This window comes from Microlunatus speluncae, assembly GCF_009299835.1.
Taxonomy (GTDB): Bacteria; Actinomycetota; Actinomycetes; order Propionibacteriales; family Propionibacteriaceae; genus Microlunatus; species Microlunatus speluncae.
On the sequence record NZ_VKCZ01000018.1, the window covers coordinates 146,539 to 170,768 of the forward strand.

Annotated in this window: 21 protein-coding genes; 14 read left to right on the forward strand and 7 right to left on the reverse strand. The window is 69.1% G+C overall.

The features are described from left to right. Positions 1 to 37: 37 nt before the first annotated feature. The 3 genes from FNH24_RS22175 to FNH24_RS22185 form a co-directional block, all read right to left on the reverse strand. Positions 38 to 460 (reverse strand): hypothetical protein, encoded by a 423-nt coding sequence (locus FNH24_RS22175; RefSeq protein WP_152364421.1) that lies wholly within the window; start codon positions 458 to 460, stop codon positions 38 to 40. Between the two features lie 202 nt (positions 461 to 662). Beyond that, a complete protein-coding gene (locus FNH24_RS22180; protein ID WP_161606260.1) occupies positions 663 to 2,186 on the reverse strand; it encodes a DUF222 domain-containing protein in 1,524 nt (507 codons plus the stop codon). Positions 2,187 to 2,264: 78 nt separating this feature from the next. Then, positions 2,265 to 2,795 (reverse strand): AAA family ATPase, encoded by a 531-nt coding sequence (locus FNH24_RS22185; protein ID WP_152364423.1) that lies wholly within the window; start codon positions 2,793 to 2,795, stop codon positions 2,265 to 2,267. Between the two features lie 66 nt (positions 2,796 to 2,861). On the opposite strand from FNH24_RS22185, the gene FNH24_RS22190 reads away from it, so the two are divergent. Then, positions 2,862 to 3,674 (forward strand): glycosyl hydrolase family 18 protein, encoded by an 813-nt coding sequence (locus FNH24_RS22190; protein ID WP_246187019.1) that lies wholly within the window; start codon positions 2,862 to 2,864, stop codon positions 3,672 to 3,674. 1 nt (position 3,675) lies between these two features. On the opposite strand, the gene FNH24_RS22195 is transcribed toward FNH24_RS22190, so the two are convergent. Beyond that, entirely contained in the window at positions 3,676 to 4,647 is a 972-nt protein-coding gene (locus FNH24_RS22195) for an aldo/keto reductase (RefSeq protein ID WP_152364425.1), read from the reverse strand. Between the two features lie 148 nt (positions 4,648 to 4,795). Here FNH24_RS22195 and FNH24_RS22200 point away from each other — a divergent pair, with 148 nt between their 5' ends. The 10 genes from FNH24_RS22200 (at position 4,796) to FNH24_RS22245 (ending at position 18,006) form a co-directional block, all read left to right on the forward strand. Continuing rightward, complete coding sequence (locus tag FNH24_RS22200; RefSeq protein ID WP_152364426.1) at positions 4,796 to 6,754, forward strand: ArnT family glycosyltransferase; 1,959 nt, start codon at positions 4,796 to 4,798, stop codon at positions 6,752 to 6,754. After that, entirely contained in the window at positions 6,751 to 7,953 is a 1,203-nt protein-coding gene (locus FNH24_RS22205) for a bifunctional glycosyltransferase family 2/GtrA family protein (RefSeq protein ID WP_152364427.1), read from the forward strand. Before FNH24_RS22200 ends, FNH24_RS22205 begins: the two co-directional genes overlap by 4 nt. 50 nt (positions 7,954 to 8,003) lie before the next feature. Then, entirely contained in the window at positions 8,004 to 10,889 is a 2,886-nt protein-coding gene (locus tag FNH24_RS22210) for a Na+/H+ antiporter subunit A (RefSeq protein WP_152364428.1), read from the forward strand. An 8-nt stretch (positions 10,890 to 10,897) separates the two neighbouring features. Then, positions 10,898 to 11,431 carry a Na(+)/H(+) antiporter subunit C gene (locus FNH24_RS22215; RefSeq protein ID WP_175047907.1) on the forward strand — a complete coding sequence of 178 codons (534 nt, stop codon included), beginning with the start codon at positions 10,898 to 10,900 and terminating at the stop codon, positions 11,429 to 11,431. Continuing rightward, on the forward strand, positions 11,415 to 12,956 hold the full coding sequence (locus FNH24_RS22220; protein ID WP_246187020.1) for a Na+/H+ antiporter subunit D: 1,542 nt from the start codon (positions 11,415 to 11,417) through the stop codon (positions 12,954 to 12,956). The genes FNH24_RS22215 and FNH24_RS22220 overlap by 17 nt, the downstream gene beginning before the upstream one ends. A 1-nt stretch (position 12,957) precedes the next feature. After that, entirely contained in the window at positions 12,958 to 13,521 is a 564-nt protein-coding gene (locus FNH24_RS22225; protein WP_152364430.1) for a Na+/H+ antiporter subunit E, read from the forward strand. Continuing rightward, a complete protein-coding gene (locus tag FNH24_RS22230; RefSeq protein WP_152364431.1) occupies positions 13,518 to 13,838 on the forward strand; it encodes an MrpF/PhaF family protein in 321 nt (106 codons plus the stop codon). Before FNH24_RS22225 ends, FNH24_RS22230 begins: the two co-directional genes overlap by 4 nt. Continuing rightward, positions 13,835 to 14,260 (forward strand): monovalent cation/H(+) antiporter subunit G, encoded by a 426-nt coding sequence (gene mnhG / locus FNH24_RS22235; protein WP_175047908.1) that lies wholly within the window; start codon positions 13,835 to 13,837, stop codon positions 14,258 to 14,260. Before FNH24_RS22230 ends, mnhG begins: the two co-directional genes overlap by 4 nt. 46 nt (positions 14,261 to 14,306) lie before the next feature. Further along, entirely contained in the window at positions 14,307 to 14,948 is a 642-nt protein-coding gene (locus tag FNH24_RS22240) for a pyridoxamine 5'-phosphate oxidase family protein (protein ID WP_152364432.1), read from the forward strand. Positions 14,949 to 15,249: 301 nt separating this feature from the next. Then, positions 15,250 to 18,006, forward strand: a complete 2,757-nt coding sequence (locus FNH24_RS22245) for an Rne/Rng family ribonuclease (protein ID WP_152364433.1) — start codon at positions 15,250 to 15,252, stop codon at positions 18,004 to 18,006. Between the two features lie 83 nt (positions 18,007 to 18,089). Here the strand turns inward: FNH24_RS22245 and FNH24_RS22250 are convergent, their stop codons facing one another. The 3 genes from FNH24_RS22250 to FNH24_RS22260 form a co-directional block, all read right to left on the reverse strand. Further along, positions 18,090 to 18,500: a DUF1801 domain-containing protein gene (locus FNH24_RS22250; protein ID WP_152364434.1), complete on the reverse strand. Its 411-nt coding sequence runs from the start codon at positions 18,498 to 18,500 to the stop codon at positions 18,090 to 18,092. Positions 18,501 to 18,560: 60 nt separating this feature from the next. Beyond that, positions 18,561 to 19,631, reverse strand: coding sequence for an alcohol dehydrogenase catalytic domain-containing protein (locus FNH24_RS22255; RefSeq protein ID WP_152364435.1), 1,071 nt, complete (start codon positions 19,629 to 19,631; stop codon positions 18,561 to 18,563). 128 nt (positions 19,632 to 19,759) lie between these two features. Continuing rightward, complete coding sequence (locus FNH24_RS22260; protein WP_152364436.1) at positions 19,760 to 20,662, reverse strand: LysR family transcriptional regulator; 903 nt, start codon at positions 20,660 to 20,662, stop codon at positions 19,760 to 19,762. Positions 20,663 to 20,834: 172 nt separating this feature from the next. Here FNH24_RS22260 and FNH24_RS22265 point away from each other — a divergent pair, with 172 nt between their 5' ends. Genes FNH24_RS22265 through FNH24_RS22275 form a run of 3 tightly spaced genes read left to right on the forward strand, consistent with a single transcriptional unit; the run spans position 20,835 to position 24,223 of the window. Next, entirely contained in the window at positions 20,835 to 22,424 is a 1,590-nt protein-coding gene (locus FNH24_RS22265) for an ABC transporter substrate-binding protein (protein WP_161606261.1), read from the forward strand. A gap of 42 nt (positions 22,425 to 22,466) precedes the next feature. Next, complete coding sequence (locus FNH24_RS22270) at positions 22,467 to 23,396, forward strand: ABC transporter permease (RefSeq protein WP_152364438.1); 930 nt, start codon at positions 22,467 to 22,469, stop codon at positions 23,394 to 23,396. 8 nt (positions 23,397 to 23,404) lie between these two features. Next, positions 23,405 to 24,223, forward strand: coding sequence for an ABC transporter permease (locus FNH24_RS22275; protein WP_152364439.1), 819 nt, complete (start codon positions 23,405 to 23,407; stop codon positions 24,221 to 24,223). Positions 24,224 to 24,230: the final 7 nt, after the last annotated feature.

Consider the following 24,230-nt stretch of genomic DNA (forward strand, 5'->3'; position numbering starts at 1 on the left):
GCCTCGGCCTGGAGCGGTGCGCGATCCCGGGCCTCGGCTAGTTGGTGACGGTGACGGTGACCGGGTCGGAGTAGTGGACGATCACGCCGTTCTCGACGGCGCCGGACTTGATCACGTGCTGGCCGTTGGACACCGTACGGCTGTCCCAGTCCCAGCTGTATTCGTGCGTGATGTCGATGTCGGTCCACTCGTTGGTGCGGCCGATCTCGACCCCATCGACGAAGAAGGCGCGGGTGCCGTAGCGGCCGCCGGAGGCGCTGATCCGCACCTCGCCGGACACGGTCTCGCCATGGCTCGGGCGCAGGATCCGGTTGTCCCGCCACGCCGCCTCGGCCACGCTCTCGCTGCCCGCACTCGGCGCCGCCAGGGCGGCCGGAACGCCGAGCGTCACCGGCCCGATCGACGCTCCGAGTGTCGCCAGCACCGCGATTCCGACCCGACCCACAGTCTTCCGAGACATGCGTCCTCCCAAGTTGCGATCCCACAGTTGGTGATCACATGCTCGGTGCATCGGGTGCTCGTCGATCGACATCAAGAAGTCGCCTCGGCGAACGCGCCGTGAAGCCTGACCGTGCGTGAGCGTCCCTTGAGTCGGTCTGAGGCCGAGGGTGGATCGGGCGTGCCCTTCGACAGGCTCAGGGAACGAAACCCGACCTCCGCGGTCAGGTTGGGCCGAGTCGTCCGGGCTGTTGATCACGCTCGGAGTGTGCCAACTTCCAGATGGCGTGGGCGAACCGGCCGCTACCAAGATCATGAGTGCCGGAGAAGTTGGTCAGATAGACATCCCCGTGGGGCGCCCGATAGAGCATGACTCCCGGGTCGGGTTGTCGTCGGTTCCAACCGCCATGGGTGACGGCGCGGTGTTCAGACCGGCTGTTCGGGGTTTCATTGTCGATCCGGGTCTGACCCGGTGGACCGCCACGCATCCGCGGTACATACGGCTGGACATGATCAAGATCGAGCCGCGTGGTCGCGGTCGACCACGGGAAGCTGCTGCCCGGCTGCCGAAGGCGCAGGTGGCGTCGTTGGCGGTCTGGGATCTGATAGCTGTCGACCGGCGGCGGGACGTCGTTCAGGTCGATCACCGGGCGCACCTTGACCCGGGTGTGACCAAGCCACTCTTTGACGATGCCCATGGTAGTCGGCCCGACACCGGGCACCCGGCAGACGCCGTGGCCCTTTTCCAGCGATTCAGCGGCGATGTGGACGATCAGGTACGCGGTGGGTAGCAGCACGGTCGGGTCGAGCCGGGCCAGCATCCGCTGCACCGCCGCCTGGAAGATCGCCGACTCCACATCCACCGACGGAGGCTTGTCCCGCAGGGCCGGATGGACCTCGGATTCCTCCACCGGACCGCCGGTCTCGGCGATGATGTCGTCCACCGCCGCCGCCAACTCTTCATCGAACAGGTCGGGCTGGCGGTGCCGGGCGCGGAGTTCGGCGGCTTGCAGATCATCGCCGAGCATGGCGAGGGCTTCGGCTCGTCGTTCGTCGGCGGTGCCGGTCTCTTCGGGAAGGTAGCCGGCCAGTTCGTCGATGGCAGCGTAGAGCCGGTTGGCCTTGACTGCCTCAACTCGGCCGTGGATGCCACGCATGCCGTCCTGGTCGGCTCGGCCGAGCCAGACGCCGCGGTCCTTCTTCCGACCCGACACCAGCTGCTCATAACGCTCCGGGTCGATCTTCATGATCGCGGCCAGGGTCCGGTTCTCCAGCTTCGTCCACGGCACCACCCCGGCGAATCGGGCGATCTCGTCGTCGACGAGCAGGGCTTGGTCGTAGGTGAGGGGCCGGGTCATTTTGGCGATCTTGCAAGCCTGCCAGCCGACCACGTCACCGCGGACGATCTTGCCCCACAGCGACGGGAATCGATGACGGAGATCGAGGGCGTCGGCGATGAACATCATTCCGCCGGCGGTGCTTCTGCCGATCTTGACGCTGAAATCGGTCATCGCCAGGTCGTTCACCTCCGGCGTGCCGTCACCGCCCGGCCGGACGCCGCGGGCGGCACCGGGCATGCCCAACTCACTGGGATGGATCGACTCCGCCGGATACGTGTCGGCCCAGGCGGCTGCGAGGACGAGGAGCTCGTTCTCGGCCAGGATCCGCGCCCGCTGCGCCGCCTGAGCAGCGTCGAGGATGCCGCGGGCGCCGAGCCCCGCTGCGCACCCCTCGATCGACTCGAACATGTGTTCTATTGTAGCCGAAACTACCGACATCCGTTGGAAACAAGGGAAATCCGGGACGTCGCAACGACAGGTTGTGAGCTAGGAGGCCAGGGGCCAACAGTCGCGAACAATCCGAATGGTTGTGGCCTCCAAGCTCTCGTCGGCCGTGATGACGGCTTCGTCCAGGCCGGTGATCGGCTGGAAGCCTCGCCACCACGTCCGCATCTCCGCCTCCCCGAACGCATTCGCCACCGGCTTCGTCGCGTGTCGGCGCAGGGTTTCCTCGAAGGTGAGATTCCAGACGTAGGACCGTCCGACACCGCGGTGGTCGGCGATCAGTCGGGTCAGCGTCTCGGCGTACCAGTCGGCGTTCAGGATGCCTTCGATGATCACGTCGAGACCCCGATCCAGCAGGTGTCTCGCCATCAGGTCGATCAGGGCGATGGGATGACCGCCGGCATCTTCGCCGGAGCTCAGGATCTCGCGCCTGATCACGTCCTGGCCGATGATCGCGACCGACCCGGCCGGTCGCGCCGCGCGGATCTCCGCGGCCACGACCGACTTGCCCGAACCGCTACCACCTCGCAGGGTGATCAGTCGGGTCGAGCCGTCACCAACGTTGCTGTCCATACCGAGTCCTCTCTCCGCCACTAGAATCCTGGCATGGTTCACGGCCGCACCGACCAACGTCGTCTGATGGTGTATCACCAGTCTCACGGCTCCGGATCCGACTACGTTCCGCTCGGGCCGATGGTCGCCTCCGGCCGGCTGACCCAGTTGATCATTGCGGCCGTCCACCTGACCGATGACGGGCGGGTCGTGCTCAATGATCATGAGCACGACGACGACTACCATGATCGGCTGTGGTCCGAGCTGGCCGAGGTGCAACGGGCGGGAGTCCAGGCGCTCGCCATGGTCGGAGGCTGGGCGCCCGGCACGACCGACAAACTCGACGTCGAGGGCTTCGACCGGTATTACCCGCCGCTGCGGGACTTCCTGTCCCGGCACGGGTTCGACGGGGTGGACATCGACGTCGAGCAGGACATGTCCCTGCCCGGCGTGATCGGCCTGATCGACGCCCTGCGGCGGGACTTCGGGCCGGAGTTCGTGATCATCCTGGCGCCGGTGGCGACCGCGTTGACCGGCGGCGACAACCTGTCGGGCTTCGACTACGAGGAGTTGTTCCGGCAGCGGGGGAGCGAGATCGACTGGGTCAACGCTCAGTTCTACAGCGGCTTCGGCTCGGCCGCCGACCCCTCCGGCTACGACGCGATCATCGACCGCGGTGTCTATCCGCCGAGCAAGGTTGTGCTCGGCGTGATCGGCCATCCCGACGACGGCTCGGGCTATGTCGACGTCGCCCGGGTGGCCGGCACGGTCCGTGACCTGTGCCGGCGCTACCCGGACTTCGGCGGCGTCGACGTCTGGGAGTACTTCCGCGCACTGCCCGGCGGGCGCGCGGAACCCTGGCGCTGGATCGACCTGATGGCCGAGGCGCTAGTGCCCTAGATCACCAGGCGTAATCCTCCGGGGCGGTCTTGTGACCGGGGAAGATCTCGTCCAGCTTGTCCAACGTGGCCTGGTCGAGCGTGATCTCCACCGCGCGCAGGGCGCCGTCGAGCTGCTCCTGGATCCGCGGGCCGATGATCGGCGCGGTCACGGCCGGCTGGTGCAGCAGCCAGGCGAGGGCAAGATCACCGGGCTCGTGGCCGAGCTCGGCGGCCAGCTCCTCATAGGCCGTCAGCTTGTCGCGGTTCTTCTCGACGAACTGCGCGGAACGGCCCTCGAGCCGGCGGACGCCCTCGTTGGACTTCTTGATCACGCCGCCGAGCAGTCCGCCGTGCAGCGGAGACCAGGGGATGATGCCGAGGCCGTAGTGCTGCGCCGCGGGAATCACCTCGAGCTCGATGCTGCGTTCGACCAGGTTGTACAGCGACTGCTCGCTGACCAGGCCGAGATAGCCGCGGCGGTTGGCGGCCTCCTGGGCCTGGGCGAGATGCCAGCCGGCGAAGTTGGAGCTGCCACTGTAGAGCAGCTTGCCCTGCTGGACGGCGGTCTCGACGGCCTGCCAGATCTCCTCCCACGGAGTCAGCCGGTCGACGTGGTGGAACTGGTACAGATCGACGTAGTCGGTCTGCAGCCGCTTCAGGCTGGCGTCCAGCGCGCGCCGAATGTTCAGCGCGGACAGCTTGCCCTCGTTGGGCCAGGCGCCCATGTCGCCGTACACCTTGGTCGCCAGCACTGTTCGCTCGCGCCGGCCGCCGCCGCCGGCGAACCAGCGACCGATGATCTCCTCGGTCCAGCCGCGGTGATCAGCGCCGCCGTAGCCGTTGGCGGTGTCGAAGAAGTTGATCTCGTTGTCGTGGGCCGAGTCCATGATCTTGTGGGCGTCGGATTCTTCGGTCTGCGGGCCGAAGTTCATCGTGCCGAGGCACAACCGGGAAACCTTGAGGCCGGTCCGGCCGAGTTGGGTGAACTGCATGTTTGCGACAGTAGCCGGTGGCTCCGGCGGCCCGTAGCCGGCGTCCCGTTCGGTGGATCGGGCCGCGTTTCCTCCCGCACAACCTGCCACAGCGCCCGCACAGGGCGACCAGGGTGGCGGCAAAGAGTCGGCCAGCAGTTTCGTCCCCATGAACCTTCGGAGACCACGATCGCTGATCAAGCTCGGCTCCCTGCTGACCCTGCTGGCCGGCACCGCCGCGCTCTATCTCTGGGGCCTGACCGCCTCCGGGTACGCCAACTCCTTCTACTCGGCCGCCGTCCAGGCGGGCTCGATGGACTGGACGGCCTTCCTGTTCGGCTCCCTCGATCCGGGGAATTCGATCACCGTCGACAAGCCGCCGGCCTCCCTCTGGCTGATGGCCCTGTCGGTGCGGCTGTTCGGGCTGAGTTCGGCCAGCATCCTGGTGCCGCAGGCGCTGCTCGGCGTCGCCACCGTCGGGGTCCTGTACGCGACCGTGCGCCGCACGTCCGGGCACTGGGGCGGAATCGCGGCCGGCGTGATCTTGGCCCTGACCCCGGCCGCGGCGTTGATGTTCCGGTTCAACAACCCCGACGCGCTGCTGGTCTTCCTGATGACGCTGGCCGGGTACGCCACGCTGCGGGCGATCGAGCAGGCTCGCGGCCGTTGGCTCGTCCTCGCCGGGGTCGCGATCGGGTTCGCCTTCCTGACCAAGATGCTGCAGGCGTTCCTGGTCCTGCCCGCCTTCGCCGTGGTCTACCTGATCGCCGCGCCGGCCCGGCTGCGGACCCGGCTGCTGCACCTGCTGGCCGCCTTCGCCGCGATGATCGTTTCGCTCGGCTGGTGGGTCGCGCTGGTCGAGTTGTTGCCGGCGCAGCTGCGGCCCTACATCGGCGGCTCGCAGCACAACTCGGTGCTGGAGTTGATCTTCGGCTACAACGGCCTCGGCCGGATCACCGGCGAACAGGTCGGCAGTGTCGGCGGTTCGCCTGGTGGCGGCTGGGGTGAGACCGGACCGACCCGGCTCTTCGATTCGGTGTCCGGTGGCATGATCAGCTGGCTGATCCCGGCCGCGCTGATCCTGGCCGTCGTCGCGACCATCGCGATCTTGACCCGGCCGCGCCCTGCCGTTGGCCCGGAGCCCGCGATCGGCTCGGCCCGGCTGCGGCTGGCCGCGATCATGATCTTCGGCGGCTGGCTGCTGTTGACCGGCCTGGTCTTCTCCTTCATGGCCGGGATCTATCACGACTACTACACGGTGGCGCTGGCCCCGGCGATCGCCGGCGTGACCGTCGTCGCCGCGGCGGAACTGTGGCAGCAGCGGGCGCGGTGGCTGGGCCGGATCGGTCTCGCGGCGGCCGCCGGGGCGACCACGGTCTGGGCGGTGCTGCTGTTGGCCCGCGCCAGCGAGCCGTACCCGAGTCTGCGGATCCCGATCGCCGTGATCGGCGGCCTGGCCACGATCGGTCTGCTGTTCGCCGGCCGGCTGCCGCGGATCGCGGCCCGGGCGGTGATCGTCACCGCCGGGCTGGCCGCCCTGGCCGGCCCGACCGCGTACTCCCTGCACACCGTCGCCAACGCGCACCAGGGATCCATCGTCACCGCCGGTCCGGTCGAACCGGGCCCCGGCTCCGGCGGCATGATCATTTACGGCCCGCCGCCGGGCCAGCAGCAGGACGGGGACGGGCGCCAGGGCCGGGGGCAGGGTCCCGGCGCGGGTGGGCCGCGCGAGCTCCGGACCGGCGGCCCGGGCGGCCTGCTCGGCGGCGGTACGGTCAGCGAACAGCTAGCGGCCCGGCTGAAGGAAGGATCGGCCGGCTACACCTGGGCCGCCGCGACCACCGGGTCCCAGGCGGCGGCGAGCTATCAGTTGGCCACCGGGCTCGCGGTGATGGCGATCGGCGGCTTCAACGGCAGCGATCCGAGCCCGACCCTGGCCGAGTTCCAGCAGTTGGTCGCCGAGGGCAAGATCCACTACTACCTCGGCGGCGACGACGGCCAGGAACGCGGCCGGCTGCAGAACGGCGGAAGCCGGGTAGCCGAGGAGATCTCCACCTGGGTCAGCGAGAACTTCACCAAGATCACGATCGACGGAGTCACCGGCTACGACCTGAGCCAGGCGCGATGACCACGGCGATCCCGGCGCAGACCACCCTGGAGCTGGTCGTCCCGGTGCACAACGAGGCCGTCGACCTGGCCGCCTCGATCCGCCGGCTCCATGATCATCTGCGACGGTCGATGCCGTTCTCCTGGTTGATCACAATCGCCGACAATGCCAGCACCGACGACACGTACCGGATCGCCCGCGGCCTGGAGCGGGAGCTGTCCGGCGTCCGGGTGACCCGGCTGGAGCTCAAGGGCCGGGGTCGGGCGCTGAAGACGATCTGGGCCACCTCCCAGGCCGACGTGCTGGCCTACACCGACGTCGACCTGTCCACCGACCTGCGGGCGCTGCTGCCGTTGATCGCCCCGCTGATTTCCGGCCACTCCGACCTCGCGATCGGCACCCGGCTGGCGCCCGGCAGCCGGGTCAGCCGCGGGCCGAAGCGGGAACTGATCTCCCGCGGCTACAACCTGCTGCTCAAGGGCACCCTGGCGGCCTCCTTCTCCGACGCCCAGTGCGGCTTCAAGGCGGTCCGACGGGAGGTGGCCCGGCGGCTGCTGCCGTTGATCGAGGACGACAACTGGTTCTTCGACACCGAGCTGTTGGTGCTGGCCCAGCGGTCCGGGCTGCGGATCCACGAGGTGCCGGTCGACTGGATCGACGATCCGGACAGCCGGGTCGACCTCCTCGCCACCGCGCTGGAGGATCTGCGCGGGATCGCCCGGCTGGCCGGCGGCCTGCTCACCGGCCGGATCCCGGTGCGCCGGGTCGGCACGGAGTTGCTGGCCTCCCGACCGGCGCCGGCCAGCGCCGGCCTGCTGGCCCAGCTGATCCGGTTCGGCGCCGTCGGGGTGCTGAGCACCGTCGCCTACTTCGTGATCTATCTGCTGCTGCGCGACCCGCTCGGCGCCCAGCCGGCCAATCTCGCGGCGTTGTTGATCACCGCGATCGGGAACACCGCGACGAACCGGCGGATGACGTTCGGAGTCCAGGGCCGGCGCCGGCTGCTCACCCACCACCTCGGTGGTCTGGTCGCCTTCGGCTTCGGGTTGCTGCTCACCAGCGGCTCGCTCTGGCTGCTGCACTCGGCCGCCCCGGGAGCGGACCGGAGGGTGGAGGTGGTCGTGCTGATCTTCGCCAACGCCATGGGCACGGTCGTTCGCTTCCTCACCCTGCGTCGGCTCATGGTGGGGTCGGATACAATGCCGAATCCCGGCCCGTGAGATGGCCGGTATCTTCTTCATCCCACGATCAGTGACGACGAGAGGTCCGAGTGACGCTCCTCATCGCCGTGCACTTCGGCGTTGCCATGTTCGCGCCCCTGCTGGCCAGGTGGCTGCGTTGTCGCGCCTATTTCGTGTTGGCGTTGCCGCCGCTGACGACGGCGATCTGGCTCGGGCTGCAGGCGCCGGTGGTGCTGGGTGGCGGAGCGATCACCGAGTCGATCCCGTGGATCCCGGCGCTGGGCATCGACCTGTCCTTCCGGATCGGCACCCTGCAATGGATCCTGGCCATGATCGTCTCCGGCGTCGGTGCCCTGGTGCTGTTCTACTGCCGCTGGTATTTCGCCGACGAGGACCCCGCCCCGCGGACCAGCGCGGTGCTGACCGCGTTCGCCGGCGCGATGCTCGGGTTGGTCACCGCCGACGACCTGATCGTGTTGTACGTCTTCTGGGAGCTGACCACGGTCTTCTCCTACCTGTTGATCGGGCACAAACCGACCCGTAGCGCCAACCGCCGGGCGGCGTTGAACGCGCTGATCGTCACCACCTTCGGCGGGCTGGCGATGCTGACCGGCATCATCATGCTGGCGGTGACCACCGGGACGTTCTCGATCTCGGAGATCCTGACCAGCTCGACGTTGCAGCTCGCCTCGCCGGTGATCATCGCCGCGGTCATCCTGATCCTGATCGGGGCGCTGTCGAAGTCGGCGCTGGTCCCGTTCCACTTCTGGCTGCCCGGCGCGATGGCCGCGCCGACGCCGATCAGCGCCTACCTGCACGCCGCCGCGATGGTCAAGGCCGGCGTCTACCTGGTCGCCCTGCTGGCGCCGACGTTCGCCGGCCAGCCCGGCTGGCGGCCGATCGTGCTCACCCTGGGCGCGGTGACGATGATCATCGGGGCCTGGCGGGCCCTGCGGCAGTACGACATCAAGGTGCTGCTCGCCTACGGCACGGTCAGCCAACTCGGCTTCCTCGTCTTCATGTGCGGGCTGGGCACCCGGTCGGCCGAGCTGGCCGGGGTGGCCATGATCATCTCGCACGCCCTGTTCAAGGCCACCCTGTTTCTGGTGGTCGGGATCGTCGACCGCAGCGCCGGCAGCCGGGACATCCGCAGGCTGTCCGGGCTGGGCCGGTCGATCCCGGTGATCGCCGTCGCCGCGGGACTGGCCTCGGCCTCGATGGCCGCGGTGCCGCCGCTGATCGGCTTCACCGCCAAGGAGGCGGCGTTCGAGTCGCTGTCGTACCTGGTCGGCGGCGACGGCGTCGGCATTCCCCAGTTGACCGCGCTGCTGCTGGTCGCGGCGATGCTGATCGGCTCGACCCTCACCGTCGCGTACTCGCTGCGGTTCCTCTGGGGCACGTTCGCGACCAAGCCGGACGACCAGGACTGCGGTCCGGCCGAACCCACCCAGTGTCGCCGGATCCCCGCCGGGTTCGCCGCGGCGCCGGTGATCCTCGCGGTGCTGTCCTTGGCCGGAGGGTTCCTCGGCCCGCAGTTGACCGCCGCGATCGAGCCGATCGCGGCGACGGTGCCGACCGGAGCGGAGAGCCACGGGATCGCGCTTTGGCACGGGTTCACGCCGCCGCTGCTGATGTCGGCGGTGGTGCTGCTGGCCGGCTTCGCGATGTTCTTCCAGCGGGAGTGGATCGGCCGGATCCAGGCCACCCTGCCGCGGGTGCCGGACGCCGCGGAGACCTACCAGCTGTGGATGCGGGGCCTGGACCGGGTCGCGGTGGAGACCACCGCGGTCACCCAGCGCGGCTCGTTGTCGATCTATCTCGGTGCAATCCTGCTGGTGCTGGTTTGTGCCCCGGGCAGCGTGCTGCTGACCATGAACGATTTCCCGACCGAGTTCCGGATCGCCGACTCGGCCGGCCAGGTGCTGGTCGGGGTCGTGATGATCATCGCGGCGATCGGCGCCGGCACCTCCCGCGGCCGGATGAAGGCGGTCATCCTGGTCGGCGTCACCGGCTACGGCACCGCACTGCTGTTCCTGTTGCACGGCGCCCCCGACCTGGCGCTGACCCAGGTGCTGATCGAGACCGTGGTCCTGGTCGTCTTCGTGCTGGTGCTGCGCAAGCTGCCGAAATACTTCACCAACCGGCCCTTGCACTCGAGCCGCTGGTGGCGGCTGGCCATCGCGGCGGCGGTCGGCTTCGTGATCGCCGCGATCGCCTTCCTCGCCAGCGGCTCGCGGATCGCGACGCCGGTGTCGGAGACCTTCCCGGACGTCGCGTACGAGTTCGGCTACGGCCTCAACATCGTCAACGTCACCCTGGTCGACATCCGGGCCTGGGACACGATGGGGGAGATCTCGGTCCTGGTGGTCGCCGCGACCGGCGTCGCCAGCCTGATCTTCATCCGGACCCGCAACATCGACCTGACCCGGCTCGCCCGTCGCGGCAACGGCAACGGTAACGGCGGCGGGCTGACCTGGCTCCGCGGCGGCGTCACCCTGTCCCCGCTGAAGCGCTCGCTGATCTTCGAGGTGATCACCCGGCTGCTGTTCGGCACGATGATGGTGACCTCGGTCTATCTGCTGCTGGTCGGGCACAACGCGCCCGGCGGCGGCTTCGCCGGCGGCATGATCGCGGGCATGGCGCTGGTCATCCGCTATCTGGTCGGTGGCCGGCACGAGCTGGACGAGGCCGCGCCGATCGATGCCGGCCGGCTACTCGGGGTCGGCTTGATCATCGCCGGGTCGAGCATCGTGGCGCCGATCGCGTTCGGCGGCCGGATCGGCCAGAGCTACGACATCTCGATTGCGGTACCGCTGCTGGGCAGTCCGCACCTGGTGACCTCGGTCTTCTTCGACATCGGGGTCTATCTGGTGGTGATCGGCATGATGCTCGACCTGGCCCGCAGCCTCGGCTCCGGCATCGACCAGCACGAGGAAGAGGACCGCACTCCGTCCCCGGCCGGAGCGAGCCGATGAACCCGGTGATGGAACCCAACCTGACGTTGATCATCGTCGGCGGCGTGTTGATCACGGCCGGCGTCTATCTGTTGCTGGAGCGCTCGCTGACCCGGATCCTGGTCGGCGTGCTGCTGGCCGGCAACGGGGTCAACCTGCTGTTCCTGGTCGCCTCCGGCGCGGCCGGCGGCGCGCCGATCATCAAGCTGACGCCGGCGGATCAGATGAGCGACCCGTTGCCGCAGGCGATGGTGCTGACCGCGATCGTGATCACCCTCGGGACCACTGCCTTCCTGCTCACGCTGGCGTACCGCAGCTTCCAGCTGAACGGGAACGACGAGGTCGCCGACGACGTCGAGGACCGCAAGATCCGTGAGCTGGCCGACGCCGACCTGGCCTCGGCGTCCTACGACGAGGCCGACACCTCGGTGCCGTCGGAGGACGAACGAGTGATCATCTCCGAAGACGCCCGCCCCGAAGACCCCGACCTGTCAGAACCAGGGGACGCTCTGGCGTCCCCTGGTTCTGACAAGTCGGGGGTTGGGGGTGAGCGGGGTGAATAATCTGCTGCCGTTGCCGGTGTTGCTGCCGCTCCTCGGGGCCGGGATCGCGCTGGCGTTGAGCCGGTATCCGAAGATCCAGCGGATCGTGTCGACCACGGTGATGCTGCTCGTGCTGGCGATCGAGGGCGTGCTGATCTATCTCACCGACGCGGTGGGGCCGATCGTGCTCTGGGTCGGGGCCTGGCCGCCGCCGCTCGGCATCGCGCTGGTCGCCGACCGGATGTCGGCGCTGATGTTGATCGTGTCGTCGCTGGTCACGCTGACGGTGTTGATCTTCGCCATGGGGTCCGACCTGGAGGAGCGGAAGCGGGAGACCCCGGTCTCGATCTTCCACCCGACCTTCCTGGTGCTCTCGGCCGGCGTCTCGAATGCCTTCCTGGCCGGCGATCTCTTCAACCTGTTCGTCGGCTTCGAGATCCTGCTCTTCGCGTCCTACGTGCTGCTCACCCTCGGTGGCACCGGTGAGCGGATCCGGGCCGGCACCACCTACGTGGTGGTCAACTTGCTGTCCTCGCTCCTGTTCCTGGTCGCGATCGCGGTGATCTACGCCGCCACCGGGACGGTCAACCTGGCCCAGCTGGCCGGCCGGCTGGCCGAGCTGCCGGACCAGCTGCAACTGATCCTGCAACTGCTGCTGCTGACCGTGTTCGCGATCAAGGCGGCAGTCTTCCCGCTGTCGGCCTGGCTGCCCGACTCCTATCCGACCGCGCCGGCCCCGGTCACGGCGGTGTTCGCCGGTTTACTGACCAAGGTCGGCGTGTACGCGATCATCCGCACCCAGACCGTGCTGTTCCCGGACAGTCCGCTGACCGGGCTGCTGATGTGGGCGGCGCTGTTGACCATGATCATCGGCATCCTGGGCGCGGTCGCCCAGTCCGAGATCAAGCGGATGCTCTCCTTCACCCTGGTCAGCCACATCGGCTACATGATCTTCGGCGTGGCGCTGGCCAGCACCGGCGGCTACGCCGGCGCGATCTTCTACACCGCCCACCACATCACCATCCAGACCACCTTGTTCTTGGTCACCGGCCTGATCGAGCGCCGCGGCGGCAGCACCTCGCTGAACGACCTGGGCGGCCTGGCCGCTCTGTCGCCGCTGCTCGGCGTGCTGTTCTTCGTCCCGGCGATGAACCTGGCCGGGATCCCGCCGCTGTCCGGCTTCGTCGGCAAGCTCGGCCTGCTCGGTGCCGGCGTGGCGGTCGGCACCCCGCTGGCGTACGTGCTGGTGGCCGGGGGAGTGCTGACCAGCCTGCTCACGCTGTACGCGATGGCCAAGGTGTGGAACCGGGCGTTCTGGCGCTCGGTGCCGGACGGGGCGCCGGCCCGGGAGGGGACGCTGACCGTCCGCCGCGGCCGGATCGAGCTGCCGCGCGGGATGGTGATCACCGCCGCGTTCCTGGTCCTGATCGGCCTCGCGATCACCTTCATCGCCGGTCCGCTGTACGGCTACGCCGAGCGCGCCGCCGGCGACATGCTGCTGCGGCAGCCGTACCTGCAGGCCGTGCTGCCGGAAGGAGTGAGGTGAGATGACCGGTCCGGACGAGCCGGAGCTGCCGCCGCGTCGGAACGGATTGCAGCCGGCCACGATCATCGTGTTGGCGGTCGTCTGGATCGTGCTCTGGGGTGAGCTCTCGCTGCTGATCGTGCTCAGCGGGCTGTTGGTCGGGCTGCTGGTCACCCTGCTCTTCCCGCTGCCGCCGATCCCGTACACCGGCCGGATCCGGCCGCTCGCCCTGCTCTGGACGCTGCTCCGGTTGCTCGGTGATCTTGTCGTCGCCAGCTTCGAGGTGACCCGCACCATCCTGCGACCGGGCCGCCCGCCGCGGGCCGCGATCGTCCGGGTCCAGCTGCGGTCGGACTCCGATCTCTACCAGACGCTGACCGCCGAACTGGTGTCGCTGGTGCCGGGCAGCATCGTGATCGAGGCCCGCCGATCGAGCCGGACGCTCTATCTGCACGTGCTCGACGTGACCGACGAGGCCGACCTGGACCGGGTCCGGCGGGAGGTCCGCACGGCCGAGGCCTGGGTGCTGCGATCGCTCGGCAGCGCCGAGGAGCGGGCCCTGCTGACCGATCGGGAGGCACCATGATCGTCACCGTGATCCTCGCCGTCAGCGTCGTGCTGCTCGGCATCGCCGCCGTCCTCACCTTGATCAGGATGTCGAAGGGGCCGCGCACCCTGGACCGGGTGATCGCCGCCGACGTGACGATCGCGATCGTGATCGCGGCGCTGGCCACCGAGGCGATGATCCACCGGCACACCACGACGCTGCCGGTGATCTTGGTGCTGGCGCTGATCGGGTTCGCCGGCTCGCTGAGCATCGCCCGGTTCGTGTCCGACCGCGACAAGGCGGTCAAGTGGGACGTGCAGATCGAGGCCGACCCGCGTGAGGAGGACGGTCGATGAACGAGGTCGCGACCATGATCATGGACATCGCCGGCGCCGTCCTGCTGTTGCTCGGCTCGCTGCTCTGTCTGACCGCGGCGATCGGACTGCTGCGGCTGCCGGACGTGCTGAGCCGGATGCACGCGGCGACCAAGCCGCAGACCCTGGGCCTGCTCTGCGTGCTGGCCGGGCTGGGGCTGACCCTGCGTCAGCCCGCCGTGACCGGGCTGCTGATCCTGGTCGCCGCGCTGCAGTTGCTGACCGCTCCGGTCGCCGCCCACATGGTCGCCCGCACCGCGTACCGGACGCACCAGCTGGATGAGGAGCTGATGATCACCGACGAGCTGTCCGCGGACCTGGCCGAGGCCGGTTTCGAGTTGGTCGGCCGGTCCGACGACGAGACCGCCGAGGACGGACCGCCGGGCGACGGCCGGGCCAGTTGAGAGCTGGTACGCGACGGGCGGCGATCGGCCGATTACCGTAGCGGTCATGGAGACCACCGGAAAGAGCGCGTGGACCGAGATCACCGACGTCGAGCAGCTCGAGGACCTGATCGGAACCCCGCTCCAGCGGGTCCGGGACAAGGTGCGGCCGGCCCTGCACGAGCTCGACCGGGCCTGGCTGGAGGCCGCGCCGTTCTGCCTGGTCGCGACCTCCGACACCGACGGCAACTGCGACGTCTCGCCGAAGGGCGATCCCGCCGGCCGGCTCGCGTACGTCATCGACGACACGACCATCGCGATCGCCGAGCGTCCCGGTAACCGACGCGTCGACGGCTACCGCAACATCCTGAGCAACCCGCACGTCGGGCTGATCTTCCTGATCCCCGGCCGCCCCGACACGCTCCGGGTCAACGGCCGGGCCCGCCTGGTCTCCGACGCCGAGTTCTTCGATCGGATGGAGGTCAAGGGCCACCGGCCCGTGCTGGCCCTGGTGGTGGAGATCGACGAGGTCTTCCACCACTGCGCCAAGGCCTTCCTCCGGTCCCGGCTGTGGGAGCCGGATTCGTGGCAGGATCCGGTGCCGTCCCGGGCCGAGATCGCCAAGCAGTTGGAGCGCCCGGACGCCTCGATGGAGGAGCTCGCCGTCTACTACGGCGAGCAGTACCGGACCAAGCTGTATTCCGCCTAGGCGGCGGCTCCGCCACACCCGTTCCGGCCCGCCCTGATCGGGAAATTCGGCCTGGTGTGGAATACTGGACCATGTCCAAGGCGCCAACCGGCGCCAGGATTCGACCCGATGACGCACCGAGGTGACAGCTCGAGGCGTCAGGTGTTGGGCACCTTCACCGCGACGTACCGCCAGGTTGCGCCTGGCTATGCGACCGCGGGAGGCCAACCCGGGAGTCGACCACTGCAAGCTTTCGCAGCCCGGCCCTGGCCGGAGCAGCTGACGAGCAGGCGCGTTCGAAACGTGCCCTGAAGGAGTCTGGATGCTCGATCATGAGCCCGACAAGGATCTACCCAACGAACCGACCACGCTGTTCGAGTCGCCGGTCGGCGATTCGCCCGCCGAGCCGGTAGCCAAGAAGCCCGCCCGCCGGCGCCGCGCGGCCACCCGACCGGCCGGCCCGCCGAGCACGGCACCGGCCCTGGACGTGACCGTACCGACCGACACGACGGCCGAGACCCCGGCCGAACCGGCCGCCGCCACACCCGAGCCCGAGTCCGCGCCGGCCCCGGCCAAGCGGACGGCGAAGAAGGCGGCCAGCCGCCGCACCACCAAGAAGGCCGCCGCTGCCAAGGCGGCTCCCCCCGAACCGGCGGTCGCCGAGGCCGCTGCGCCCGAGCCCGTTGCCCCCGAGCCCGTTGCGCCCGAGCCCGTTGCCCCCGCGACTGTTGTCGCTGAGCCGGCCGTGGCCGAGGCCGAAGCCGCCGTGGCCGAGACGCCGAAGAAGGCGACGCGCCGGCGGACCAAGAAGGCAGCAGCGGAGCCGGAGGCCGAGAGCCGACCCGCCCGTAAGCGCGCCAGCAAGAAGGCCGCGGCGAAGGTTCCCGCGGAGCCGGCCACGGTCGAGGAGCCGGCGATCGAGCCGGTGATCGCCGTACCGACTGCGGATGAACCGGCTGCGGACCTGCTTTCTGCGGAGGACCCGACCGTCGAGGAGCCCGCGCCGGCACCGACGGCCGAGACCGACACCGACGAGACGGCCGAGCCGGCCCCGGCTGACCAGGCCCAGACCGACGAGACTGCGGCAGCCGAGGGCGCGGATCCGATCGCGGAGGCCGTGGCCGCCCTGCTCGGCCAACCCGAGGCGGAGACCGAGGACGACGAGACGGCCGAGGCCGCGACGGACGATTCCGATGACGCGGGCGACGACGTACCGGACGGTCATCGCCGTCGGCGCCGTCGGCGTGGCGGTCGGCGTCGCCGTCGCAACGGCTCGGGTGACGGAGACGACAGCGACGACGAGGCGGAGGCCGGAGCGGCGGCCGCGACCGAGTCGACCGATCAGGCCGAGGGGTCCGACAGCGGCGACGGCGAGGCCGCCGACGGCGAATCCGAGGGCGACGGGACCCGGCGGCGTCGGCGTCGTCGGCGTCGTCGCGGTGAGGACGGCGACGACTCGACTTCCGGCTCCAGCTCGAGCTCCGCCTCGCGGAGCCGCCGGGACGCCAAGTCCGAGGTCACCGGCATCGACGGTTCGACCCGGATGGAGGCCAAGCGGCAGCGCCGGCGGGAGGGCCGGGAGGCCGGCCGGCGGCGGGCGCCGATCCTGTCCGAGGCCGAGTTCCTGTCCCGACGCGAGTCGGTCACCCGCAAGATGGTGATCCGGCAGCGCGACGACCTGACCCAGATCGCCGTCCTGGAGGACGACGTCCTGGTCGAGCACTACGTCGACCGCGAGTCGGCGGCGTCGCTGATCGGCAACGTCTACCTCGGCCGGGTGCAGAACGTCCTGCCGTCGATGGAGGCGGCGTTCATCGACATCGGCCGCGGCCGCAACGCCGTCCTGTATGCGGGCGAGGTCGACTGGGAGTCGTTCCATGTCAGCGGCGAGGACCGCAAGGTCGAAAAGGTGCTGAAGTCCGGCCAGCCGATCCTGGTCCAGGTCTCCAAGGACCCGGTCGGCGCCAAGGGTGCCCGGCTGACCAACCATGTGACCATCCCCGGCCGTTACGTCGTGTACGCGCCCGGCGGCCACCTGTCCGGCATCTCGCGCAAGCTGCCCGACACCGAACGGAAGCGGCTCAAGGACATCCTCGGCGAGCTGGTCCCCGACGACGCCAGCGTGGTCGTCCGGACCGCCGCCGAAGGTGCCAGCGAGGACGAACTGGTCCGCGACGTCAACCGGCTGCGGGCGCAGTGGGAGGACATCGAGAAGAAGGTCAAGTCCGGCAGTGCGCCGCAGCTGCTGTACGGCGAGCCGGACCTCACGGTCCGGATCGTGCGTGACCTCTTCACCGAGGACTTCGCCGAGTTGATCGTCCAGGGCAACGGCAGCCAGGCCGACTCCTACGACGTGATCCAGGGCTACGTCGGCCATGTCGCGCCGCATCTGGCCGACCGGATGAAGCGCTACGAGGGGGCCGAGGACGGCGACCTGTTCGCCGAATACCGGCTGGACGAGCAGATCGCCAAGGCCCTGGAGCGCAAGGTGTTCCTGCCCTCCGGCGGGTCGTTGATCATCGACCGGACCGAGGCGATGACGGTGATCGACGTCAACACCGGCAAGTTCACCGGCACCGGCGGCAACCTCGAGGCCACCGTCACCAGCAACAACCTGGAAGCGGCCGAGGAGATCGTCCGCCAGCTCCGGCTGCGCGACATCGGCGGCATCATCGTGATCGACTTCATCGACATGGTGTTGCCGAGCAACCGGGAACTGCTGCTACGCCGGCTGGTCGAGTGCCTCGGCCGCGACCGGACCCGGCACCAGGTCGCCGAGGTGACCAGCCTCGGCCTGGTCCAGCTGACCCGCAAGCGGATCGGCACCGGCCTGCTCGAGGCGTTCAGCACCCCGTGCCCGCACTGCAACGGCCGCGGCCTCGAACTGCACGACCTCCCGGTCGAGACGCAGTCCCAGCCCGACGGCGGCGCCCGCGAGCACAAGAGTGGCGGTGGTGGCGGCCGCGGTCGCGGCGGTCGCTCCCGTTCCCGCGGCGGCAACAGCGGCGGCAACTCCGACAACAACGGCAACGGCAACGCACGCCAGGATTCCGAGGCGAAGGCCGAGCAGCCGGCCTGACCCATCGGCATCGAGTGTGCAGAAAACGACGCGTCCCGACCCGGGGCGCGTCGTTTTCGTCACTCTCGACGGGGATGAACCGGTCAGTCGCTGTTGGTGTGCCAGGAGCGTTCGATGAGTTCGGTCAGGGCGGACTGGTCGACTCGGTCCAGGCGGGTCAGGTAGAGGCAGCCCTTGCCGGTCTTGTGCGGGCCGAGACGCTCCAGCAGGTCGGCGTTGCTCTCGTAGTAGGTCAGGCCGTAGAGGGTGAGCGCGGCCTTGCGGGCCGACAGCCCGACCGCGAACCAGCTCCGTTCCTTGCCGTCGGCGGTGGTGTAGGTCTGCTGGCCGAATCCGACGATCGAGTCGCCCCAGAGCACCGGCTCGGCGCCGGTCACGGTGCGCATCAACTCGACCATGTCGGTGGCGTCGGACCGGCGCCGGTCGTCGGTGATCGAGCCGAGATAGGCCGCGACATCGCCGTCGCCGGCCTGGGTCTTCCGGGTGCCGTTCATGATCGCAGTGTCCGCCCGGCCGACCGGATCGGCAAGCCCGGTCGACTCGATCATCGAAGGTCAGGGGCGGACCAGCACTCGGGCGTAGGTCCCGGCCCGCATCAGGGTGAAGGCCTCGTCGATCCGGGCCAGCGGCACCGGCGGTGAGAGCAGGCGTTCCAGGCCGAGTCGCCGGCCGTGTGCGGTGAGCCAGTCGACCGCGGTGGCGAATTCGGCCGGCGTGTAGTTGTGCACCCCGCTGAACCGGAGCCGCCGGGTCACCAGCAGCGCCGGGTCGACGGTGATCGTGCCGGCGGCCACGCTGACCGAGCCGGCGCCGACCACCAGGCCGCCGACGTCGGCGGCGGCCAGGGCGTCGGCGAAGGCGGCCGGACTGCCCGAGGCCTCGACGACGATCGGGTACGGGCGCTGCCGACCGTCATCCGGTTGGGCCCCGGTGCCGGCCAACAGGCCCAGCCGGGCCGCCGACGGGTCCCGGACCTGAACGGCGCAACCGAGTCCGGCGAACATGGCGGCACAGTAGAAGCCGACCGCGCCGGCGCCGAAGATCAACACCGACTCGTCGCCGGCCGGAGCCGCGGCCGCGACCACGGCGGCCGCGGTCGCCGTCGCGCAGCCGGCCGGGACCATGATCGAATCGTCGACCTGGTCCGGGATCCGCAACAGCGGCACCCTCGGGCTGAGCCGGACCAGGGTGGCGAGGGTGCCGGTCGCCAGGGGCGGCTCGGTCACCGAGGCGTGCCCGTACTTGAACAGGTTGCGGCACTTCATCGTCAGCCCGGACCGGCACCGGTCACAGGCGCCGCAGGAGCGGATCATCGACAGCACGACCCGGTCTCCGGGCCGCAGCGGTTCGCCGCGCAGGTCGGTCGCGCCCGGATCGGCCGACCGGATCCGCCCCACCCCCTCGTGCCCGAGCGCCGTCGCCGGCGGCGCCGGCCGGTGGCCCAGCACGGTGTGCAGGTCGGAGCCGCAGATCGCGGCCGCGGTGATGTCCACGTCGAGCTCGCCCGGGCTCCGGTCCGGCAGGTCGAGGTCGCGCAGGGTCACCGCACCGGAGTCGAAGACGGCGACCCGGACGCCGCCCGAGGCGCCGACCGGCCGACGACAAGGCGCCTCGGCGTGCGACATGACTGCTCCGTTCGACTCATGATCACGACCAGCGGTCGTGCGGATCAGTGTGCCCAGCGGGTTCCGGAGCGGCAATGTGCAATGAGCAATGGGGTGATCACCCGGTGAGCCGAGCGATCACCCGGTGATCACGGGCGCTGGCCGAAAGGGGCGCTCGCCGCCCATTCCCGCAGGTGTTCGATCAGCGCCCGGGTGGCCGGCGTCACGTACCGCTGCGGTGAGTGGATCAGGAAGAAGTGGTGCTGTGGCTGGGCGTCGGTCAGCCGACGGATCTGTACCGAGCCGGCGTCGAGCCACGCCTTGGCCGAGGTCTCCGGCACCAGCGACACCCCGAGCCCGGCCGCCACCGCCTCGTTCACCGCGGTGGTGCCGCCGAGTTGCGCGACGATCCGCGGGTCGTGATCTTCCACCAGCTCCCGCATGATCTCCCAGGTCAGCGATCCGTCCTCGCGGACCACCTGCGGCAGCTCGGCGAATTCGGCCACCGACAGGGGATCCGGCAGGGTCATGGTCGAGGGGAAGATCACCACCAGATCCTCGGCATAGAGCGACTCGCTCTCCAGGTCGCCCCACTCCGGTCGGCGCGGCGTGATCGCCAGCTCGGCCTCGTCCCGGTCGACCCGCTCCAGCACGTCCTCGGTGTTCGAGACCTGCATCCGGACCATCACCTCGGGATGCTTGCGCTGGAACTCGGCGACGATCCCCGGGATGACGTGGTTGCCGGGGCTGGCGGTCGCGGCCAGCCGGACCGTGCCGCGCTGCAGCCCCCGGAACTGCTGGATGACCTGCTCGGCCTCCTCGATGTCGGACAGGATGATGTTGATCCGCTCGTACAACGCCACGCCGGCCTCGGTCAGCGCGATGCCGGGCCGGGACCGGATGAACAGCGGCACCCGGTAGTGCTCCTCCAGCTTGCGGATCTGGTTCGAGACGTGGGGCTGGGAGGTGTACACCTCCTTGGCCGCCACCGAGAAGGACAAGTTGCGCGCGACGGCGCGGAAGATCTCCAACTGCTGCAGCGTCACGGCCATGCGCAGACCCTACTAGTGACGGGTTCCAGCAGGGTGGTGATCCGTTATCAGGTCATCACCAAAGCCGCATTGACGGGGTTTCGGCGGCGCGCGAATACTCAAGATCAACCCGGCGCAGCGGACGCCGCTGCGGTACGAGTGATCAACAGATCGAAGTCGACGGGACATGATCATGAGCGAGTCACCGCTGAGCCGCCGGTCGTTGCTGGGGCTCGGGCTGACGGCCGGAGCCGCGGCCACTCTGGCGACCACCTCCTGCAACGGCTCCGGAACCGCCGAGGGGATGGCGGCCCGGACCGAGTTGCGGATCGGGGTCCAGTCGCTGCCGGGGACACTGGACGCCAACGGGTCGGTGTCCAACTCCGGCATCCAGGCCTACCACAACATCTACGACACGCTGATCGCGCGGGACACCAAGGCCGAGACTGCCTCGTTCAAGCCGGGGCTGGCCACGAAGTGGGAGCAGATCGAGGACCTGGTCTGGGAGTTCGAGCTCCGGGACGACGTCACGTTCCACGACGGCAGCCCGTTCACCGCCGCGGACGTCGCCTACTCGATGAACCGGGTGATCAAGAAGGAGGACCCGAGCTACGCCACCGCGTACGCCTACCTGCTGGCCAACATCACCGAGTTCACCGCGGTGGACGAGCACACGGTGCGGGCCACCACCAAGCGGCCGGAACCGCTGCTGGAGCATCTGCTGTCGGATCCCAACTCCGGGATCTCGGCGAAGAAGTACACCACCGAGGTCGGCCTGGACGCGGCGTCCAACAAGCCGGTGGCGACCGGGCCGTACCAGGTGGTCGAGTACACCCCGGACGTGTCGTTGATCTTGGAGGCGGTGCCCGATCACTGGTCCGGGAAGCCTCCGTACACCAAGATCACGTACCTGTCGATCCCGGAGATCGCGTCCCGGATCACCGCGCTGAAGAACGACGAGGTCGACTTCATCACCAACATCCCGCCGGACCAGGAGACATTGCTGGCCGGTGATCAGCGGATCAAGCTGGTCGGCGGCGTGCTCGAGCTCTATCACTTGTACCGGCTCAACATGTCCAACCCGGCGCTGACCGACCCGAAACTCCGGGCCGCGATGGACTACGCGATCGACCGCGACGCCATCGTCAGTTCGATCTGGAACGGCAAGGCCGAGGCCGCGACCTCGTATCAGTTCGACAGCTACGCCGACGCGCTGAAGTTCCCGGACCGTAAGGACATCGGCTTCGATCCGGAGCGGGCCAAGCAGTTGGTCGGCGAGTCCGGCTATGCCGGTGAGGTGATCGAGATCTACAACGACACCAACTACTACACCTATGCCGACCTGGTGGCTCAGGCCGTCGTGGACATGTGGGCCGATGTCGGTGTTACCGCCAAGCTGATCCAGGTCGACGACATCCCGGACGACGATCCCGGGCTGGAGATCAGGACCTGGTCCAATCCGCTCTACTATCCCGACCCGATGGGCATGATCGAACGTCACTGGGCGCCCGAGGGCGAGGCGGCGAACGTCAAGCACTTCGTCCCGACCGAGGCCTACACCGACGCCTTCAACCGGATGCGATACGGGCAGGACGAGGCGGAACGGAAGACGGCGCTGGGCGAGATCTTCGACTTCTACCGGGCCCAGACTCCGTTCATCTACCTGTTCAAGCCGTACGAGTCGCTGGGCATGCGGGCCAACATCGACTACATCCAGTCGCCGAACCTGCGGCCGTACTGCCTCTCCTTCCGCAACGGCGACGTCGCCGAGACCTCGACCTGATCGGGTGTTCATGATCGGGCTGTTCATGATCGGGATGGACGGGTGCTGAGGTTCCTGGGTTCGCGCGCGCTGGTCAGCGCGATCACGGCGCTGCTGGTGCTGATCTTCGTCTTCCTCGCCGCCCGGGCGACTGGCAATCCGTTCGATCTGATGTATCCGGACGGTCTCGAGCCGGGTCAGCTGGACCAGTACAACGCCAAGTACGGGCTGGACCGCAGCTATCCGGAGCAGTTCCTGCTCTATCTACGCAACGCGTTCGGCGGGGACTTCGGGATGAGCCTGGTCGAACGCCGGCCGGTGACCGACGTCTTCTTCCCGCGGCTGGCCGAGACCCTGAAGCTCGGGGTGTTCTCGCTGATCTTCAGCGTGGTCGTCGGGGTCGGGGTCGGGATGGTGCTCGCCCTCTACCCGCGGCTGCGGCTGGTCCGGGCCCTGAGCCACGTGATGTCGGTGCTCTACGCGGTGCCCGGCTTCGTCCTCTCGCTGGTGATGATCCTGACCTTCGGCTTCGTGCTGAACGCGCTGCCGACCCAGGGCGCGACCACTCCCGCGCACTACGTGATGCCGGTGATCTGCCTGTCGATCGGCTCGATCGTGTCGCTGTCGCGCTACGTCGACAACAGCATGCGAGAAACCCTGCACCAGGACTTCGTGGTCACCGCGATCAGCCGGGGCACCGGTCGCCGCGCGGTGGTCTGGGGGCACGTGTTCCCCAACACCGGGGTCCCGGTGATCACCCAGATCGGCATGATCGTCGTCGACATCCTGTCCGGCACGATGGTGATCGAGACGATCTTCTCCTGGCCCGGAATGGGCACCCTGCTGGTCGACTCGGTGATCAACCGGGACTTCCCGGTGATCCAGTTCTCGGTGGTCACCGTTTCGTTGATCGTGATCACGATCAACTACCTGCTGGACATCGGCTATCTGATCATCGATCCACGGATCGGCCGGACCCGGGGGATCGCATGATCGGCTCGATGAGCGGCTGGACCCGGTTCTGTGCCGTCGCGTTGGCCGTCGTGATCGTCGCCGCCCTGCTGGCCGATCTGCTGTCGCCGTTCGATCCGGACCGGACCCTGTTGACCAGCCGGAACGCGCTGCCGATCTTCCTCGACCCCGGCTCGGCCAACCTGTTGGGCGCCGACGCCCTCGGCCGGGACACCCTGACCCGGGTGCTGCACGGGACGCGGACCAGCCTGCTGATCGCGGCGGTCGGCCTGATCGTCGGCAGCCTGGTCGGGCTCACCCTCGGGCTGACCGCCGGCTTCTTCGGCGGCGTCTGGGACCGGATCGTGATGCTCGCGGTGAACTTCCAGCAGTCGGTGCCGCTGACCCTGCTGATCCTGGTCGGGCTGGTCATGTTCGGCCGCGGCATCGGCGTCCTGATGATCTTCATCGGGCTGGCCCGCTGGGAGACCTACGCCCGGGTGATCCGCGGGCTGGTGCTGAGCGCGCGGGAGCAGCCGTTCGTCGACGCGGCCCGCTCGTACGGCGCACCGTCGCTGCGGATCATCCTGCGCCACGTGCTGCCGAACACGGTGTCCTACTACATCGTGCTGATGGTGCTCAGCTTTCCGCCGGTGATGTTGCTCGAGTCGGCGTTGTCGTTCATCGGCATCGGGGTGCAGCCGCCGACCGCGACGCTGGGCCAGATGATCGGGGAGGGCCGGACCTATCTGGCGACGAACCCGTGGTCGTCGATGGTGCCGAGCGCGGTGCTGGTGCTGATGGCCTACTGCGTCCACGTGATCGGCGAGTGGCTCCGGTCGCGGGTCCAGCTTCGGTTCGCGGATTAGGTGATCA